General features: G+C 52.9%; 2 protein-coding genes. Both read left to right on the forward strand.

Annotated elements, in window-relative coordinates:
* Nucleotides 1-2458, forward strand: a 2458-nt coding sequence (locus tag KK083_RS32265; protein ID WP_254170287.1) for a S41 family peptidase, incomplete at its 5' end; no start/stop codon positions are given.
* Between the two features lie 355 nt (nucleotides 2459-2813).
* On the forward strand, nucleotides 2814-3272 hold a 459-nt coding region (locus KK083_RS32270), incomplete at its 3' end, for a hypothetical protein (RefSeq protein WP_254170288.1).

The following is a 3272-nucleotide window of genomic DNA, read 5'->3' on the forward strand; positions in this document are numbered from 1 at the left end:
GATCTACACCCTGAAAAAAGGTGAGCAGCCCAAAAAGGTAGACATCCGCATCAGCAGTGACGGCAAACTGAATCCCTATGAGATCGTGCCCGTGAATGCCGGCGCAACGGAGATGGTACTCTCACCCAAGGGAAAAGAGATCGCCTTTGTAGTGCGTGGCGAGATCTTTGTCACTTCTGTGGAAGGTGGGGTGACCAAACGGATCACCAACACACCTGGTCAGGAGCGCACCGTGAGCTTCAGCAAAGACGGAAGGTCATTGGTATATGCGGCCGAGCGCAACAACAACTGGGATGTATACAAGTCGTCTATTGTGAGGGATGAGGAAACTTATTTCTACGCCTCCACGGTGCTGAAGGAAGAAGCAGTAGTGGCTACGGCGGCGGAAGAATTTCAGCCTTCTTTTTCGCCCGATAGCAAGGAAGTTGCTTACCTGGAAGAACGCACCACGCTGAAGGTGATCAACCTCGCTTCGAAGGCGACGCGTACGATTTTGCCAGGCAATAAGAATTATTCCTACAGCGATGGCGACCAGTATTACCAGTGGTCACCCGATGGAAAGTGGTTCCTTGTTGACTTCATGCAAGACAATCACTGGATCGGTGAAGTAGGACTCATTAGCGCGGCAGGCAATGCGCAGGTGATCAACCTCACCCAGAGCGGTTATGAAGATAACGGTGCCAAGTGGATGATGAACGGCAAGATGATGCTGTGGTTCAGCGACCGCGACGGCATGAAAAATCACGGAAGCTGGGGCGCACAGGCCGATGTATACGGTATGTTCTTCACCCAGAATGCTTATGACCGATATCGCCTCAGCGAAGAAGATTACAAGCTGCTGAAAGAGAAAGAGGAAAAAGACAAGGATAAAGACAAAGACAAAAAAGAAGAGAACACAGAATCTGCCGATAAGTCAAAACCCAAGCCCGCTGAAAAAGAGCCGGAGCTGGTGAAGATCGAATTCACCGGCCTTGAAGACCGCAAGGCCAAGCTCACCATCCATTCGTCACTGCTGGGCGATGCGGTGATGTCGCCCGACGGTGAAAAGCTTTATTACCTGGCGCGTTTCGAAAAAGGTGTGGACCTGTGGGTGACGAACCTGCGCACCCGTGAGACCAAGATCATCACCAAGCTCGGCGACAATGGCTCAAACCTCACCATCGACAAAGACGGCAAAAAACTTTTTGTGCTGGCCGAAGGAAAACCTGTGAAGGTGGAGATCGAACCTTTCAAAAAAGAGACGGTGCAGATCAATGGCGAAATGATGCTCGACAAACAGGGCGAGCTCAGCTACATCTTCGATCACGCCTGGCGCCAGGTGCTGAAGAAGTTTTACGTTACCGACCTGCACGGTGTAGACTGGAATTTTTACCGGAAAGAATATGCGAAGTTCCTGCCGCACATCAGCAACAACTGGGAGTTCTCGGAGATGCTCAGTGAAATGTTGGGCGAGCTCAATGCTTCGCATACCGGCTGCCGCTACAGCCCCGACCAGAAAAACAAAGACGCCACCGCCTCCCTCGGCCTGATCTACGATGAGAACTTCAAAGGCGACGGCCTGCGCATTACCAGTGTGCTGGCGAAAGGTCCGTTCGACAGGGCCGAATCGAAAGTGAAGAAAGGTATGGTGATCGAAAAGATCGACAACGAACCCATCGCTGCCGGCACCGACTTCTTTGCCTACCTGAACCGCAAGGCTGGCCGCAACACACTGGTATCGGTCTATGATCCGGCAACACGCACGCGCTGGGATGAAGTAGTGAAACCTGTGGGACTGGGAGAAGAGAATGAGCTGCTGTATAAACGCTGGGTGAGCAAACGCGCGCAGCAGGTAGACAGCCTCTCGAAAGGAAAGATCGGCTACATCCACGTGCGGGGTATGAACGACCCCAGCTACCGTACTGTGTTCGAAGAGGCGCTGGGTAAACACGCCAACCGCGAGTCGCTCATTGTGGATACACGCTCCAATGGCGGCGGATGGCTGCACGATGACCTGGTGACGTTCCTGGGCGGAAAGAAGTACATCGACGTGGTGCCGCGGGGCCAGCACATCGGATTCGAGCCCCAGCGCAAGTGGACCAAATCATCGGTGGTGCTGATGGGTGAAAGCAATTACTCTGATGCGCATATGTTCCCTTTTGCTTTCGACACCAAGGATATCGGCAAGACCATCGGCATGCCTGTGCCTGGTACCGGAACAGCCGTGTGGTGGGAAGCGCAGATCGACCCCACGCTGGTATTCGGCATCCCGCAGGTGGGCATGATTGGCCCCGATGGCAAATACCTGGAGAACACCCAGCTGGAACCGGATATCGTTGTCAAAAACCGCTACGAGATGCTGGTGAAAGGCCGTGACCAGCAACTGGAGAAAGCGGTTGAAGTGCTCATCCAGCAGTTTACACAGATACCGAAGCCTGAGAAGCTGCCCTCGCCGGAGAAAGCAGGATCGAAGGAATAGTAGGCAGTAGGCAATTCCGATCGCAAGCGATTCGGGCAGTAGGCAAAGGATCCCCCCGCGAATCCGTCATCCTGAACGGTGCTGGTGCGAAGGGCTTGCGGGAGTGAAGGATCCCCTTGTAACAGCGTGCGAACACATGAGGCAGATGCTCGTATCAGGTTCGCACTAACCTTCGGGGGATCCTTCGCTCGCTCAACGCCTGCCTCCAAACCACCACTCAGGATACCGGTTCCATAGTGTGGATTGCCGTGGACTGTCGACAGTGGACCGTGGACCAATCCAAAAATCAAAAGAATTTGTAACCCTTGCTTATTAGGAAACGTTCTGTAACTTTGTACATCAAAGTACTTTTTAAATGAAGGAAATCCGGGAGTACGAAAAAGACATTGCTTCCATCCGCACGATGATGGAGCGGTCTGCGAAATTCATTTCATTGAGTGGATTGTCGGGGGTGCTGGCCGGCATCTATGCGCTGGCGGGAGCGGTGGCTGCCTATTTCATCATTCACTATCCTATATCGCCCTTCCGTTACAGGATCTATTCCATTCAGGACCCTGACAACTTATGGAAGCTGCTGTTCATTGCAACCGCGGTTTTATTCGCGTCCATCGCCACGTGTTTATGGCTCAGCCAGCTGAAAGCAAAGAAGCACGGATTAAAACTTTGGAACAACGCCAGCAAAACCATTCTACTCAACATCAGCGTACCCCTGGTGGCGGGCGGCATCTTTATCCTGATCATGCTGTACTCCGGGCATTTTGGATTGGCAGCCCCTGGCTGTCTACTTTTTTATGGCATCGCGCTCATCCAGGGA

The sequence above is a fragment of the Chryseosolibacter histidinae genome, assembly GCF_018598225.1.
Taxonomy (GTDB): Bacteria; Bacteroidota; Bacteroidia; order Cytophagales; family Cyclobacteriaceae; genus Chryseosolibacter; species Chryseosolibacter histidini.